Here is a 16,206-nt window from a genome sequence, read left to right on the forward strand (position 1 = left end):
ATGACCGAAAATAATTCAAGAAAACAACAAGCTAAATTACTCCGGATTTTTAGAAAATTACACAGAACAACTGGCGCTTTTTTATTCCTATTTTTCTTTATTGTTTCCGTGACAGGACTATTATTAGGTTGGAAAAAAAATAGTGGCGGACTACTGCAATCAAAATCTTATCAAGGTACTTCGGTGCAATTTAAAGACTGGCTTCCTATTGATAGTTTGCATAAAAATGCTTGCAAAATTGTACATGATTCAATTTCAGCAGATAGTACTTTAGAACTAGAGCGCATTGAAATAAAAAAAGATAAAGGAATGGTGAAATTTATTTTTGCTGAGAATTATTGGGGAATTCAACTAGACGGAGCAACAGGGAAATTATTGCATATTGAAAGACGAAGATCTGATATTATTGAAAAAATACACGATGGATCAATTGTTGACGATTACTTCAAAACGGGTAGTGGTTTCTTCAAATTATTTTACACAACCGCCATGGGATTTGCACTTTTACTGTTTACAATTACAGGATTTTGGCTCTGGTATGGGCCTAAGAGAATGAAACGAAAATCATAAAGTGGTAATTCAAGTAAATAACACTTCATTATTTTCTCTATTATTGCATAAATAATCATAATCATTCCTCTGCAATGTCATCTGCAAAGAAGACTAAAATAAAAGTTTACGCTTTAATTTAGTTCCAAGAACGGATTGAAAAAGCCTGTTTAATAATTCAAACAGGCTATTTGTCAGTATTTATTTTAGATTTCTAAGATATTCCAGCCACTGCTTTTATTTCATCAATAATTCGAAGTGCCAAAGCATCTGCTTTCTCTTGTGAAGCAGCTTCGGTATAAATACGAATTATAGGCTCCGTATTCGATTTTCTTAGGTGAACCCAATTTTCAGCAAAGTCAATTTTTACACCGTCAATGGTTGTACTATCTTCGTTTTTGTATTTTTCCGTCATGGCAACAAGAATCGCATCTACATCAATTTGTGGCGTCAATTCGATTTTGTTTTTGCTCATATAATATTCCGGATACGAAGCACGCAAAGCCGAAACTGTCATTTTTTTGTTAGCCAAATGCGTTAAAAACAGCGCTACTCCCACTAAACTATCACGACCGTAATGCAGTTCCGGATAAATGATTCCGCCATTTCCTTCACCACCTATTACAGCATTATTCTTTTTCATCAACTCGACTACATTTACCTCACCCACCGCACTGGCTTCATAGCTTCCGTTATGCAAATTAGTTACATCACGCAACGCACGGGAAGACGACATATTCGAAACCGTATTCCCTGGTGTTTTACTCAATACATAATCGGCGCAAGCCACCAAAGTATATTCTTCACCAAACATCTCTCCGTCTTCACAAATGAAAGCCAAACGATCCACATCAGGATCTACCACGATTCCTAAATCTGCTTTTTCTTTGACAACCAATTCTGAAATATCGGTCAAATGTTCTTTCAACGGTTCGGGATTGTGAGGAAAATGACCATTTGGTTCACAGTATAACTCGACTACTTCAACGCCCATTAATTCCAATAATCTTGGAATAATAATTCCTCCAGAAGAATTTACACCATCCACAACCACTTTAAATTTAGCTGCTTTTACTGCATCAACATCTACCAAAGGCAAATTCAACACTTCATCAATATGAATATCCATGTAGGCGTCGTTAATCATAATTTTTCCCAAATTATCCACATCTGAGAAATCGAAAGCTTCCGTTTCAGCAATTTCAAGAATTTTCAAGCCTTCTTCTCCATTCAGGAATTCTCCTTTTTCATTCAATAATTTCAAGGCATTCCATTGTTTTGGATTGTGAGAAGCGGTAAGGATAATGCCACCTTCAGCTTTTTCTAACGGAACAGCAACTTCAACCGTTGGGGTTGTTGATAGACCTAAATCAATCACGTCAATTCCTAAACCAATTAAAGTATTTACCACCAAATTGTGAATCATTGGTCCCGAAATACGGGCGTCACGACCTACAACAACAGTGATTTTTTCTTTCCCGATATATTTTTTCAACCAAGTTCCGTACGCCGCGGCAAATTTAACCGCATCAACAGGTGTCAGGTTATCTCCTACTTTACCTCCTATTGTCCCACGTATTCCCGATATTGATTTTATTAAAGTCATTGATTAATTATTTTAAATTTTGAATTATAAATTTTAAATTGCTCACAAATATAATAATTGACGCTTTATAAAAGTCATTTAGAATTCAAAATTAACCATTTAAATTCCTAAATTAGGCGAATGAATTTTCTAGCACACATCTATCTTTCCGGTGATAATGATTTAATCAAAATTGGCAATTTCATGGCCGATGGAATTCGGGGAAAACATTTTGAAAGCTTTCCTTTAGAAATTCAAAAAGGAATTGTTCTGCATCGTGCCATAGACACTTTCACCGATGCGCATCCCATATTCAGACAAAGCACCAAACGCCTGCATGAAAAATACCATCATTATGCAGGTGTAATTGTTGATGTTTTTTACGACCATTTTTTGGCTAAAAACTGGACGAAGTATTCCGATGAAAAACTAGAGGACTTTGTGATACGATTTTACCAATCCTTGTATTATAATTATGAGATGTTGTCAGAACGAACCAAAGGACTAATGCCTACCATGATGAAAGAAAATTGGCTGGTGAGTTATCAAACGGTTGAAGGAATTGAGCATATTTTGACTCAAATGGACCATCGCACCAAAAATGAATCTAAAATGCGGTTTGCTACCAATGAGCTTTCAGAATTTTATTCGGAATTTGAAAAGGAGTTCACGGAATTCTTTGAAGAATTGAACGCTTTTGCAAAACAAAAAAGAATTGATTAATGATTTTTTTTACCACATAGAAACATAAGTTTGTTTTTTGTAGAGACAGATTAGAAAATAATTTTCAAACATAAGTAATAACCATGGTATAATGTCGTATTTTAAAATCAGGATAAAATCATGTAACAATCTAATTTAAAGTTATTTTACTTAAAGTTAATTCTTTTGACTTTACGACTTTTAAACTTTCGACTTACTTAGTAGTATTACAAAGACAATATTATATTTAAATCAACAACGCTTTAAGAAGATTAATAATTCGAAAGGACTAAAAGGATGATTACACAAAAATATCTAAATGAATTAAGCTTTCAAATTATTGGGGCAGCAATAGAAGTTCATAAAATCATGGGTAGAGGTTTATTAGAAAGCGTCTATCACCAATGTATGAAAGAGGAATTACGGGTGCGGAATATTAATTTTATTTCAGAGCTTAAAATACCTGTCATTTACAAAGGCAAAATCATGGAATCTGATTTTAGATGTGATTTGCTAGTTGAAAACTTAATTGTTATTGAGTTTAAAGCCGTCTCAGAAATACATCCTGCTTTTGAAGCAAAACTTTTAAATCATATGAAATTATTAAAATCACCAAAAGGTGTTTTGATAAATTTTAATTGTTATAATATTTTCAAAGAGGGGCAAAAGACTTTCGTTAATGAATTTTATAAAATTTTACCAACAGAGTAACTAAATCCGTCTATGAAATCTATTTTTAAGCGAAGTTTTTTTACACACAAACTAAAATTCTATGTCTCTATATGGTCAAACCATTTAAAGTATTACAATATAAAACAACCAAAACAATACACCTAAAACCAAAATATATTATACAATGAAAAAAATAATGTTCCTACTTGCCTTTGCCGTTTTAGGTTGCAAATCAAATGAAAAAACAGTCGAACCAACAGGTTTAGTGACTTCTAAAGCGATGGTCGTTTCCGCTCGTGAAGAAGCGTCGCAAATTGGAGTTGAAATCATGAAAAAAGGCGGTAATGCTTTTGATGCTATGGTTGCCATGGAACTGGCTTTGGCGGTTTCACATCCTCAGGCGGGAAATATTGGTGGTGGCGGTTTCATGGTTTTCAGAAAAGCCAATGGTGAAACAGGCGCTATCGATTACAGAGAAAAAGCACCTTTGGCAGCATCTAAAGATATGTTTCTAGACAAAAAAGGAAATGTAATTGAAGGAAAAAGTACTGCGACTGCTTTGGCATCTGGAATTCCGGGTACCATTGCAGGAATATTTGAAGTACACAAAAAATATGGCTCTTTACCCATCAGTGAAATTCTCAAACCTGTAATTGCTTTGGCAGAAAGAGGTGTTATTGTCACTAAATTTCAAGCCGAAAGTTTGGCGTATCACAGAGCCTCCTTTATAAAAAGTAATGGTAAGAACAGTTTGTTTTCTAAAGTATATAAAGAAAATGATACTATAAAATACATCGCTTTGGCAGCAACATTAAAACGAATTGCTAAAAACGGACGAGATGAATTTTACAAAGGAGAAACTGCTCAAAAGTTAGTTGCTTTTCTTGCTGAAAAAGGTGGAAATACCACCATTGAAGATTTTAATAGTTATAAAGCCAAGTGGCGAACTCCAATTACTTTTCAATATAAAAATTTAAAAATCACCTCGATGTCGCCTCCCAGCAGTGGTGGAATTTGTTTGAATCAAATCATGAAAATGATTGAGCCCTTCAACCTCTCGCAAATGGGACACAACAGCCTAAAAACGATTCAAGTCATTACTGAAGCAGAACGAAGAGCCTATGCGGACAGGAATTATTTCTTGGGTGATCCTGATTTTGTAAAACTTCCGGTAAAAGAATTAGTAAGTCCATCCTATTTAGAAAAAAGAATGGCTGATTTTTCATTTGATAAAGCTTCTAAATCTTCGGATATTGCCCACGGAGCAATCAAGGGATATGAAAGCAACCAAACCACACATTACTCTATTGTTGATGCCGCTGGGAATGCAGTTTCAGCAACAACTACTTTAAATGATAACTATGGTTCTAAAATATATTGTGACGAATTGGGTTTCTTTTTGAATAATCAAATGGATGATTTCAGTGCCAAACCGGGTGTTCCCAACTTATACGGACTCACTGGAAGTGAAGCCAACAGTATTGCTCCCGGAAAAAGAATGTTAAGTTCCATGACACCCACGATTGTCGAAAAAAACGGTACACTTTTTATGGTTGTAGGTACGCCGGGAGGCTCCACCATTATCACATCGGTGTTACAAACGATATTAAATGTGTATGAATTTGATATGAGCATGCAAGAAGCGGTAAACGCCCCACGTTTTCACCATCAATGGTTACCCGATGAAATTACTTTTGAACCCAATTCATTCGATACAGAATTATTGAATAATCTGAAGAAAAAAAGCTATTTAATCAATGAAAAAAACAAAGAAATCATTGGTGAAGTTGATGCAATTTTGGTTTTGCCAAATGGAAAATTAGAAGGTGGAGCAGACAAAAGAGGTGATAATAAAGCCGTTGGTTTTTAAATTTATACATTCAAATGAAAAAAATTAGTATTCTACTATGTATGCTTTCTATTGGGTGTAAAACCCAAAATATAATGGTTCAGCCCACAGGATTGGTTGCTGATAAAGCAATGGTCGTTTCGGCACGGGTAGAAGCTTCCAAAATTGGAGTTGAAATCATGCGAAAAGGGGGTAATGCTTTTGATGCGATGGTGGCAACCGAATTGGCTTTGGCAGTAGCCTACCCTTTTGCAGGAAATCTTGGCGGTGGCGGTTTTATGGTGTACCGAAAAGCGAACGGTGAAATTGGTTCGTTAGATTACCGTGAAAAAGCGCCGATAGCAGCCACGAAAAACATGTTTCTGGACGAAAAAGGAAATGTCATAAAAGGAAAAAGTACTGAGTCTCCGCTGGCTATTGGAGTTCCTGGAACAATTGCCGGTGTTTTTGCAGTTCATGAAAAACTAGGTTCATTACCGATTGCAGACATCCTGAAACCTGTAATTGCATTAGCCGAAAAAGGGGTTATTGTTACCAAAAAACAAGAAGACCGACTAGCTGCTTATCGAGATAGAATTATAAAAGTAAATGGGAACAAAACGTTATTTGCAACTGCTTTCAAAGAAAATGATGTAATACAATATCCTGCGCTGGCAGCTACGTTGAAAAGGATTTCAAAAAATGGCAGAGCTGAATTTTACAAAGGGAAAACTGCTGAAATATTAGTGAAATACCTTCAAGAAAAAGGAGCTATCATCACCTTACAAGATCTGGCTCAATACGAAGCCAAATGGAGGACGCCACTCACTTTTGATTACAAGGATTTAAAGATAATCTCGATGCCTCCACCCAGCAGTGGCGGAATATGTCTCGCTGAAATATTCAAAATGATAGCGCCTTTCGACCTGGCTAAAATGGGACATAACTCAACCGAAGCCATTCAAGTTATTGTTGAAGCCGAAAGAAGGGCTTACGCAGACAGAAGTTATTATCTGGGCGATCCTGATTTTGTAAAAATCCCTTTAAAAGCCTTAATGGCAGATGCGTATTTGAAACAAAGAATGTCGAATTTTAGTTTTGAAAAAGCCACCTTATCATCGGATATAAAAGAAGGAAAAGTAAATTATAATGAGAGTACAGAAACTACTCATTATTCTATTGTAGATCAGTTTGGGAATGCTGTTTCGGCAACAACAACATTAAACGACGGTTACGGGTCTAAATACTATTGTGATGAATTGGGATTTTTCCTCAACAACGAAATGGATGATTTCAGTGCTAAACCAGGTGTGCCTAATATGTTTGGATTGGTAGGAAATGAAGCTAATAGTATTGCGCCACAAAAACGAATGCTGAGTTCCATGACGCCAACAATTGTGGAGAGAAACGGCAAATTATTCATGGTTGTGGGTTCTCCCGGAGGCTCGACAATTATTACATCCGTATTGCAAACGATTTTAAATGTTTCTGAGTATAATTTCAGCATGCAACAAGCAGTAAACGCACCTCGTTTTCATCATCAATGGTTACCGGATTTAATCACTTTTGAGCCTAATACTTTCGATGCTAAAACTTTTGAAACCTTAAAGTCCCGAGGATACATCATCAATGAAAAAACAACACCTGTAATAGGAAAAGTAGATGCGATTTTGGTTTTACCAACTAAAAAATTAGAGGGTGGTGCTGATTTTAGAGGTGACGATACAGCGGTTGGATTTTAGTCCGTCGATTGTGCTCGGAATGATGACAAATTTACTTTTTTATGAAATTTACACACGCCTTAGAAAACGCTTTTACACAAAATAGATCCAAAAGCTGTGCAGCAGTTTGTCGCAAATTGTAATTTAAACCCCTTAAGCACAAAAGAAGCTTTAAAAAACATTTGTTAGGATTAAAATAATAGTAGTTTTGCATCCCCTTTAAAAAAAATATAATGTTCAAAAAGTTGATCACCAAATTAGAAGTAATAATTGCCATAGCACAGTCTTTATTAACTCCAAAACAGTTTATATTTTTATCTGCTGTTTTAGTTGGTATCTCTTCTGCATTTGCCGTGATCGTTTTAAAAACTTTTGCTCATTGGGTTTTTTCTTTTGCCACGTATGTCAGTGGAATATTAAAATTAGGTTTTCTTAATAGTATCTTGCCTATAATTGGTATTCTGCTTACTGTTTTTGTAGTCAAAAGAGTTTTGGGAGGAACCATACAAAAAGGAACTTCGCAAATTTTATATGCTGTTGCCAAAAAAGCAAGTATTATTCCAAAAAAACAAATGTATTCCCAAATTGTTACTAGCTCACTAACAGTTGGATTAGGAGGGTCTGCAGGTCTGGAGAGCCCTATTGTTATTACAGGAGCTGCTTTTGGGTCTAATTATGCCCAAAAATATAAACTGAGTTATAAAGACCGAACGCTTCTAATCGGTTGTGGTGTTGCCGCAGGTATTGCCGCTGCTTTTAATGCGCCAATTGCTGGGGTTTTATTTGCTATTGAAGTGTTATTAGTTGATGTGAGTATTGCGGCATTTACACCCATTATGATTGCAGCGGCAACAGGCGCATTAGTATCCGTCATTGCCTTGGACGAAGCCATCTTACTGTCCTTTAAGCAACAGCAAAGTTTTGATTATCACAACCTTTTTTTTTACGTACTTTTAGGCTTGTTTACCGGGTTTGTTTCCGTTTATTATTCCCGTAACTTTCAAAGGGTAGAACATTTTTTTGCCAGACTTAAATTATCGCCTTATAAAAAAGCCTTATTTGGTTCTTCTATTTTGGCCATTCTTATTTTTATTTTTCCAACACTTTTTGGAGAAGGATATGAAAGTATCAAAACATTATCCGAAAATGATCCCGGAAAATTATTGGAGAACACTTTATTCAGTAGTTTTAGAAATAATAGTTGGGCGCTTTTATTGTTTGTAGGTTGCACCATGATGATGAAGGTTTTTGCTACAGGAATAACCTTGAGTAGTGGTGGTAATGGAGGTAATTTTGCACCTTCCCTATTTCTGGGGTCTTATGTTGGTTTTTTCTTTGCTAAATTTTTAAATTTAACCGGATTAACGAAACTTCCTATCAGCAATTTCACTTTGGTTGGCATGGCCGGAATATTGAGTGGCTTGTTTCATGCGCCATTGACTGCGATTTTCTTAATTGCTGAAATTACAGGAGGTTATAATTTAATGATTCCACTTATGATTGTTTCTTCTATCAGTTTTGCTATTTCAAAGCGTTTTGAAAAACATTCTATGGATGTAAAAAATCTTATTCAAAAAGGACATGCATTTACCAGCAATAAAGACACTAATGTTCTTTCCACATTAGAAACAAATTCTATTATTCAAACGGATTTTTTAACGGTCACGCCAAATGAAAATTTAGAAAAATTAGTAGATTTGATATCACATTCTAATCAAGTAATTTTTGCTGTAGTAGATCCAGAAAATCAACTTCTAGGAATGGTTCATTTTAATACTATTCGGGAAATAATATTCAATACCTATAGAGTTAAATATACTTTGGTCAAAGATATTATGATAAAACCTTTGGAAACAGTCACTCCGGATGACAGTATGGAAACCGTCATGAATAAATTTGAAAAATCTAAAGTAGCCTTTTTGCCAGTACTCAAAAACGACAAATATTATGGTTTTATTTCTAAATCTATTGCGCTTGAGGCATACAGAACTAAACTAAAATCGATGACGATAGAATAATTTCGTAATTACTTTTAACACAAACTTCTAAAGTGTTCTATCGAAAGAATAAATCAAAATAGTAACTTTGTTTCCGAAAAATTCGGAATCTGCGAAAAATTATGTTAGACAAAGACAATACCATCGAAGTTCAAGGCGCTCGCGTTCACAACTTAAAAAATATAGATGTTTCTATTCCTCGGGAAAAACTGGTTGTAATTACCGGTCTCTCAGGTTCTGGAAAATCCTCCTTAGCTTTTGATACTATTTATGCCGAAGGGCAACGCCGTTATGTAGAAACTTTTTCGGCTTATGCACGCCAGTTTCTTGGTGGCTTGGAACGTCCCGATGTGGATAAAATTGACGGACTTTCTCCTGTAATTGCTATTGAACAAAAAACGACCAGTAAAAGTCCGCGTTCCACCGTGGGAACTATCACTGAAATTTATGATTTCCTACGTTTGCTTTATGCTCGTGCAGCTGATGCATACAGTTACAACACCGGCGAGAAAATGGTTTCTTATTCTGATGAGCAAATCAAAGATTTGATTATTCAAGATTTTACCGGAAAGCGAATCAATATTTTAGCGCCAGTTATTCGGTCTCGCAAAGGACATTATGCGGAGCTTTTTCAACAAATTGCCAAGCAAGGTTTTCTTAAAGTACGCGTAAACGGCGATGTATTGGATATTACTTTGGGAATGAAATTAGACCGTTATAAAACACACGACATCGAAATTGTTGTGGATCGAATGGTGATTGAAGCCACCCCAGATAACGAGAAACGTTTGTCGGAAAGCATCAATACAGCCATGCATCATGGGGAGAACGTCTTGATGGTTTTGGATCAAGATTCCAATGAAGTACGATTTTTTAGCCGGAATTTGATGTGTCCTACTACTGGAATTTCCTATCAGAATCCCGAACCCAATTTATTTTCTTTCAATTCCCCAAAAGGCGCTTGTGATCATTGCAATGGCTTAGGAACAGTCAATGAAATTAACCAAAAAAAGATTATTCCAAATCCAAAATTATCCATAAAAAATGGCGGTTTTGCGCCTTTGGGCGAATACAAGTCATCTTGGATTTTTAAGCAACTTGAAATCATAGGCGAAAAATATAGTTTCAAATTGACGGATGCCATAGAAATCATTCCGCAGGAAGCGATGGAAATGATTTTGAATGGCGGCAAAGAAAAATTCACCATCAACTCAAAAGATTTAGGCGTTGCCCGAGAATACAAAATTGATTTTGAAGGGATTTCACATTTCATAAAAAACCAACATGATGAAAGCGGCTCTACATCAATCAAGCGCTGGGCAAAGGAATTTATGGACGAAATAAAATGTCCGGTTTGTGACGGTTCCCGTTTAAAAAAAGAAGCGATGTTCTTTAAAATCAATGAAAAGAATAGTACCGAATTGTGCGATATGGATATTTCGGATCTAACGGTTTGGTTTAATGACTTAGAAAATCATTTATCCGACAAACAAAAACGCATCGCTACCGAAGTCATCAAAGAGATTAAGGATCGATTGAACTTCTTAATGAATGTAGGCTTGGATTATTTGGCTTTAAGCCGAAGCTCTAAATCACTTTCGGGTGGTGAAGCACAACGCATTCGATTAGCGACTCAAATTGGTTCGCAACTTGTAGGTGTTTTATATATCTTGGATGAGCCAAGTATTGGTTTACACCAAAGAGATAATGATAAATTGATTCATTCCCTGGAACAATTACGCGATATTGGAAACTCTGTAATTGTGGTAGAACACGATAAAGATATGATTGAACGTGCAGATTATGTAATTGATATTGGACCAAAAGCAGGAAAATACGGAGGAGAAATCATTAGCATTGGAACTCCTGCAGAAACAATGGCCTCAAATACCATTACGGCACAATATCTCAATGGGAAGATGAAAATTGAGGTTCCAGCAAAACGTCGGGAGGGAAATGGGAAATTCCTAAAACTGACCGGAGCAACCGGAAATAACTTGAAAAATGTTTCGATAGAATTGCCTTTGGGCAAAATGATTTGCGTGACTGGAGTTTCCGGAAGTGGTAAATCTACGTTAATTAATGAAACGCTCTACCCTATTTTGAACGCGTATTATTTTAATGGTGTCAAAAAACCAAAACCGTATAAAAAAATTGAAGGACTGGAACATATTGATAAAGTGATTGATATTGACCAAAGTCCGATTGGCAGAACGCCACGCTCTAATCCTGCAACTTATACCGAAGTTTTTACCGAAATCAGAAATCTGTTTACGATGACTTCTGAAAGTCTGATTCGGGGATATAAAGCCGGACGTTTTAGTTTTAATGTCAAAGGCGGACGTTGTGAAACCTGCCAAGGTTCTGGAGTGCGAACGATTGAAATGAATTTTTTACCTGATGTATATGTAGAATGTGAAACCTGCCAAGGAAAGCGTTTTAACAGAGAAACTTTGGAGATTCGATACAAAGGAAAATCCATTTCGGATGTGTTGAATATGACAGTAGATGAAGCGGTTCCGTTCTTTGAAATGATTCCGAAGATTTATAGAAAAGTAAAAACTATTCAGGATGTTGGATTAGGATATATTACCCTTGGACAACAAAGCACTACACTCTCCGGCGGTGAGGCACAGCGCATTAAGCTGGCGGGAGAATTATCTAAAAAAGATACTGGGAACACGTTTTATATTCTGGATGAACCCACAACTGGTTTGCATTTTGAAGACATTCGAGTGTTGATGGAAGTGATCAATAAACTGGTTGACAAAGGAAATACGATTTTGATTATCGAACACAATATGGACGTGATTAAACTTGCGGATTACATCATCGACATTGGCCCTGAAGGCGGAAAAGGCGGCGGACAACTCATTGCCAAAGGAACTCCGGAAGAAATTATTAAAAATAAGAAAAGCTATACAGCGCAATTCTTGAAAAAAGAATTACTTTAGTATACATAAAAAATAAAAAAATAATTTTTGGAAATTATGAATTTAAAAGAAGCGTTCAGTAGTGTCGAAAACTATTTTTCACCTAAAATAATTGGTGAAGTTAATGATCAATTTATTAAAGTGGCAAAAATCAAAGGCCAAGATTTACCATGGCATAATCATGAAAATGAAGATGAATTATTTTACATTGTAGAAGGAGAACTTTTAATGGAAATTGAAAACGAACCTAAATTCACTATGAAAAAAGGAGATTTATTTGTGGTAAAAAAAGGTATAAACCACAGAGTTTCGTCAACTGACGACTGTTTAATAATGCTGATAGAATCAAAAACTACTGAACATACTGGTAAAGTTATATCTAAAATAACAAAATCCATTGAAGAGCAAACGTATTAAATTTGCTTAGCCCTGATAGCAATGAAAATCCTTTATTGTTTTTCTTTAAAACAATAAAGATTGAAATGGATAGCAGGAAATAGCTCCAAAAAAAAGAGAAATTAAAATATATTTTTGAAAATGAGATTAGAAGATTTTGATAACGACGAAGATAGAGTAATCCAAGACCGACTGAAAAGAAAGACTTGGAACGAAATTAGGACCAATGATAGTTGGGCGATTTTTAAAATCATGGCCGAATTTGTTAATGGTTATGAGAGCATGGGACGCATAGGTCCGTGCGTAACCATTTTTGGTTCTGCCAGAACAAAGCCTGAAGACCCCTACTATTTGCTTGCTGAAAAGATTGCCTATAAAATCAGTAAGGCCGGTTATGGTGTAATCACTGGCGGTGGTCCAGGAATTATGGAGGCAGGAAACAAAGGTGCACATTTGGGTGGTGGAACATCAGTAGGATTGAATATTGAACTGCCTTTTGAGCAACATTTCAATCCATATATTGACAGTGATAAAAACCTTAATTTTGATTATTTCTTTGTTCGCAAAGTGATGTTTGTCAAATATTCTCAAGGTTTTGTAGTGATGCCGGGAGGTTTTGGAACGATGGATGAATTATTTGAAGCGATGACTTTAATACAAACCAAAAAAATTGCTCGATTCCCAATTATACTTGTTGGTTCCAGCTTTTGGGCAGGATTAATTGAATGGATAAAAACGGTTTTAGTGGAAAAAGAAGGTACAGTTCATGCCGAAGATTTGAATTTATTTAAAATTGTAGATACAGAAGATGAAGTGGTTGACGTCCTGAATGCCTTTTACAAGAAATACGATTTATCTCCAAATTTTTAAACAAAAAAAGAAGTTGCTTCAAAACAGCTTCTTTTTTTTGTTTTATTTTAAGATCCCTAGTAAGAATACTATCTAATTATAAGTACATTTATTTTTTTAATAAATCAATATCTGAATTTGAAATCATACCTTAAAATATTCTGTTACATTCTTTTTTTATTAGCTACATTGAATCAATATGCACAGCAGCACTCTACCATCTCTGTAGTGTTAAATATTGAAAAAAAGACATTGGATATTAAGCAGGAAATCATTTTTAATAATCAGTCCGATGATACGTTGACATCTATTGTTTTGAATGACTGGAATAATGCCTTTTCCAATAAAAATACGCCTTTAGCCAAACGATTTTCGGATGAATTTTATAGAGGATTTCATTTAGCCAAAGAAGAAGAGCGTGGTAGCACAATAAATTTAATTATTACAGATGCCACTCAGCAGTTTTTGTCTTGGCAAAGGACAGAGAAAAATCCTGATTATGTAGTTGTCCAATTAAAAAATCCGCTACTTCCAAACCAGAAAATCAATTTAAATCTCTCGTACATTACTAAAATCCCCAGCGAAAAATTTACAAAATTTGGTTACCACAACAATGGAACTGTAAACCTTAAAAACTGGTACCTTACTCCTGCGCGTTATGAAAACCATGCTTTTATCAAAAACAGTAATAATAATCTGGATGATATTGCCAATGCTATTTCTAACTTTGAAATTGATCTTAAAATACCCACTACTTTAGAAGCAACATCCGATTTAAACAGTGAGAAAACAACTGATAATAATGGCTTTTCAAACTACAAATTGTGGGGGAATAACAGAACTGATTTCAGTCTGATCATTGAGCCTAAATTGAATTTTGAGAGTTACAAAAACAGTTCAGTTGAAGTACTGACGGATATGAAAAGCAACAAATTAGACAACATTCAAAAAGCAATTGCAATTGACCGAATTGTGAATTTCGCAAGTGATTTGATTGGAAAATATCCTTACGAAAGAATTGTAGTTTCCCAAACGGATTATGAGAAAAATCCGTTTTATGGATTGAATCAGCTTCCCTCATTTATAAGTCCTTTTTCTGATGAATTTATTTTCGAAATTAAATTTCTAAAAGCCTATTTAAATGAATATTTAAAAAAGAGTTTACATCTGGATCCTAGAAAAGACAATTGGATTTATGATGGTATTCAAGTTTATGCGATGATGAAATATATGGATGAAAATCATCCCAAAGCTAAAATGATGGGCAGTGCATCAAACATCCGATTGCTAAAAAGTTTCAATCTGACCAATATTGACTTTAATGGACAATACAGTTATTTCTATATGTTGATGGCTCGCAAAAATCTGGATCAGCCATTAGGCGATCCAAAGAACACTTTAATAAAATTCAATGAACAAATTGCCAGTAAATACCGTGCGGGATTAAGCATTCGGTTTCTGGATGATTATTTGTTAAATGATGCTGTAAAGACCAGTATTCAACAATTTTATAAAAAAAATCAGTTGGAACAAGTATCGAGATCCGATTTTGAAATTTTATTAAAATCAAATACAACTAAAGATATCAGTTGGTTTTTTAATACAATCATTAATTCAAGAGACATCATTGATTATAAATTTTCAAGCGTCTTAAAAACCCAAGACAGTATCACTTTTTCAATTAAAAACAGAACTGGAACTCTTATTCCCATTCCAGTTTATGGTACTAAAAAAGGTCAAATTGTTTTTAAGCAATGGCTGGATATTAATGAAACCGATACTACTTTCACGATACCCAGAAATAATGCTGACAAAATTATTTTAAATCTAAAAAATGAAGTTCCAGAATATAACTTAAGAAATAACTGGAAGAAATTAGAAGGGTTTTTCCCTAATAATCGTCCTCTAAAGTTTGTTTTCATGAAAGACTTAGAGGATCCTTATTACAATCAAGTACTGTATGTTCCGTCAATATATTACAATTTATACGATGGTTTAACTCCCGGCATCAGATTGCATAACAAAACCATTCTGGAAAAGCCTTTTGTTTTTGATGTCAATCCATCTTATTCTACTAAATCAAATAACGTATCTGGTTCAGCATTTTTTGTGGTCAACCAAAATTTTAGAAACACAACGCTGTATAATGCCCGATATTCAGTAAGTGGATCCTATTTTCATTATGCACAGGATGCAGCGTATCTTAGACTAAATCCAACGGTGCAATTGCGTATCCGAGAGCCCAACTTCAGAGATAATAGGAAACAGCTTTTCTTATTCCGACAAGTAATTGTCAATAAAGAAAAAAGTATCCTGGTACTTGACAACTCCCCCGAAAATTATTCTGTTTTTGATGCGAGATATATTAATACCAAAACAGAAGTTACCAACCATTTTAATTTTACTACGGATCTACAAATTTCTGGTAAATTCGGAAAAATTACAGGTGAAATTGAATACCGAAAACTCTTTGAAAACAACCGGCAAATTAATTTACGGTTGTATGCGGGAAGTTTTTTGTATAATAAAACGCAATCCGATTTTTTCAGCTTCGCATTAGACCGGCCAACGGATTACCTTTTTGATTACAATTATTTTGGAAGGTCTGAAAGTACAGGGATTTTTAGTCAACAATATGTATTGGCCGAAGGCGGTTTTAAATCAAAAATTGCTACGCCTTATGCCAATCGATGGCTTACCAGCTTTAATGCCAGTTATAGTATCTGGAACTGGATTGAAGTATATGGTGACATTGGTTTAATCAAAAATAAAAATGTAAAAGAAAGATTTGTCTATGACAGTGGTATACGCCTAAATTTAGTCACAGACTATTTTGAATTATATTTTCCGGTCTATTCTACAAATGGATGGGAAATTGCCCAAAACAATTACAATGAAAAAATACGCTTCATCGTAACTTTTTCACCTAAAACATTAATCAATCTTTTTAATCGAAAATGGTTCTAATCCAATA

General features: G+C 34.9%; 11 protein-coding genes. 10 read left to right on the forward strand and 1 reads right to left on the reverse strand.

Going from position 1 to position 16,206, the window contains the following annotated elements; all coding sequences use genetic code 11:
• Nucleotides 1-570, forward strand: a complete 570-nt coding sequence (locus tag EKL97_RS07130) for a PepSY-associated TM helix domain-containing protein (protein WP_126459818.1) — start codon at nucleotides 1-3, stop codon at nucleotides 568-570.
• A 193-nt stretch (nucleotides 571-763) separates the two neighbouring features.
• Here the strand turns inward: EKL97_RS07130 and glmM are convergent, their stop codons facing one another.
• On the reverse strand, nucleotides 764-2,155 hold the full coding sequence (gene glmM, locus EKL97_RS07135; RefSeq protein WP_126568545.1) for a phosphoglucosamine mutase: 1,392 nt from the start codon (nucleotides 2,153-2,155) through the stop codon (nucleotides 764-766).
• A gap of 120 nt (nucleotides 2,156-2,275) precedes the next feature.
• Here glmM and EKL97_RS07140 point away from each other — a divergent pair, with 120 nt between their 5' ends.
• The 9 genes from EKL97_RS07140 (at nucleotide 2,276) to EKL97_RS07180 (ending at nucleotide 16,199) form a co-directional block, all read left to right on the forward strand.
• A complete protein-coding gene (locus EKL97_RS07140) occupies nucleotides 2,276-2,857 on the forward strand; it encodes an ACP phosphodiesterase (RefSeq protein WP_126568546.1) in 582 nt (193 codons plus the stop codon).
• A gap of 276 nt (nucleotides 2,858-3,133) precedes the next feature.
• Nucleotides 3,134-3,547, forward strand: a complete 414-nt coding sequence (locus EKL97_RS07145) for a GxxExxY protein (protein ID WP_126454889.1) — start codon at nucleotides 3,134-3,136, stop codon at nucleotides 3,545-3,547.
• Nucleotides 3,548-3,692: 145 nt separating this feature from the next.
• A complete protein-coding gene (gene ggt / locus EKL97_RS07150) occupies nucleotides 3,693-5,378 on the forward strand; it encodes a gamma-glutamyltransferase (protein WP_126568547.1) in 1,686 nt (561 codons plus the stop codon).
• 14 nt (nucleotides 5,379-5,392) lie between these two features.
• Nucleotides 5,393-7,078 carry a gamma-glutamyltransferase gene (ggt, locus tag EKL97_RS07155; protein WP_126568548.1) on the forward strand — a complete coding sequence of 562 codons (1,686 nt, stop codon included), beginning with the start codon at nucleotides 5,393-5,395 and terminating at the stop codon, nucleotides 7,076-7,078.
• Between the two features lie 212 nt (nucleotides 7,079-7,290).
• The gene (locus EKL97_RS07160; RefSeq protein WP_126568549.1) at nucleotides 7,291-9,075 is read left to right on the forward strand and encodes a chloride channel protein; all 1,785 of its coding nucleotides are present in this window, start codon (nucleotides 7,291-7,293) and stop codon (nucleotides 9,073-9,075) included.
• A gap of 101 nt (nucleotides 9,076-9,176) precedes the next feature.
• Complete coding sequence (gene uvrA, locus EKL97_RS07165; protein ID WP_126568550.1) at nucleotides 9,177-12,008, forward strand: excinuclease ABC subunit UvrA; 2,832 nt, start codon at nucleotides 9,177-9,179, stop codon at nucleotides 12,006-12,008.
• 36 nt (nucleotides 12,009-12,044) lie between these two features.
• Nucleotides 12,045-12,404: a cupin domain-containing protein gene (locus EKL97_RS07170; protein WP_126459837.1), complete on the forward strand. Its 360-nt coding sequence runs from the start codon at nucleotides 12,045-12,047 to the stop codon at nucleotides 12,402-12,404.
• Between the two features lie 120 nt (nucleotides 12,405-12,524).
• Nucleotides 12,525-13,253 (forward strand): TIGR00730 family Rossman fold protein, encoded by a 729-nt coding sequence (locus EKL97_RS07175; protein ID WP_126459840.1) that lies wholly within the window; start codon nucleotides 12,525-12,527, stop codon nucleotides 13,251-13,253.
• Between the two features lie 198 nt (nucleotides 13,254-13,451).
• Nucleotides 13,452-16,199, forward strand: coding sequence for an aminopeptidase (locus EKL97_RS07180; protein WP_126568559.1), 2,748 nt, complete (start codon nucleotides 13,452-13,454; stop codon nucleotides 16,197-16,199).
• The last annotated feature ends 7 nt before the right edge of the window (nucleotides 16,200-16,206 follow it).

It is taken from the genome of Flavobacterium sp. LS1P28, assembly GCF_003970335.1.
GTDB lineage: Bacteria > Bacteroidota > Bacteroidia > Flavobacteriales > Flavobacteriaceae > Flavobacterium.